Annotated in this window: 1 protein-coding gene; it reads right to left on the bottom strand. The window is 67.1% G+C overall.

Translation table 11 applies throughout. The annotated features are described in order from the left end of the window. Window positions 1-50 precede the first annotated feature (50 nt). A complete protein-coding gene (locus tag GEV06_29280; GenBank protein MPZ21929.1) occupies window positions 51-509 on the bottom strand; it encodes an acyl-CoA synthase in 459 nt (152 codons plus the stop codon). Window positions 510-523: the final 14 nt, after the last annotated feature.

The raw sequence follows: 523 nt of genomic DNA, 5'->3' as shown, positions 1-523 counted from the left end.
GCTTGTTCCTCGGTGAGGTCGAGGGAGAACTCGGACACGCGGCAGCCCCTTCACGGCTTGGGGATGTCGAACATGGAGATGAGACCGGACCCGAGACCGAGATCACCGTTGAGCGTCAGCTTGCGGGTGAAGAACATCGTGGTCGACGAGGCGTTCCCCGACACGAGCCTGAGGAACTCGACGGCGTCCAGCGTGATCGTGACGCGCGGCTCGTGCTGCGGCGGAGTGTTCACCGTGCAGGTGGCGTCGGCGATGACGAGCTCGTACTCGTCCTGGTCGCCGTCCGGCCGGCCGGTGATCCGCCAGTGGACGACCGCGCGCTTGCTGCCCGCCTTCTCCGGCAGGAACTGCTCGGTCATCCGCGTGAAGATCTCGTCGAGCACGCGGCCGCGCAGCTCACCCGACATCGCCTCGGTGAGCTCGGTCTTCGGCGTTTCCTTGACGAGGCGCGCGAAGTCGCCCGGGCTCAGCCGGGCGAAGTCGAGCTGGCTGACGTCGAGTTGGCTCATGGGGGATCGCCTCC

The sequence above is a fragment of the Luteitalea sp. genome (assembly GCA_009377605.1).
Taxonomy (GTDB): Bacteria; Acidobacteriota; Vicinamibacteria; order Vicinamibacterales; family Vicinamibacteraceae; genus WHTT01.
Note: the sequence above shows the minus strand (reverse complement) of the source record. Positions and strands in the feature narration are given on the sequence as shown.

Bases quoted from the DNA above. Each gene is read 5' to 3' on its own strand.
- GEV06_29280 (MPZ21929.1), bottom strand. From the start codon at position 509: ATGAGCCAACTCGACGTCAGCCAGCTCGACTTCGCCCGGCTGAGCCCG.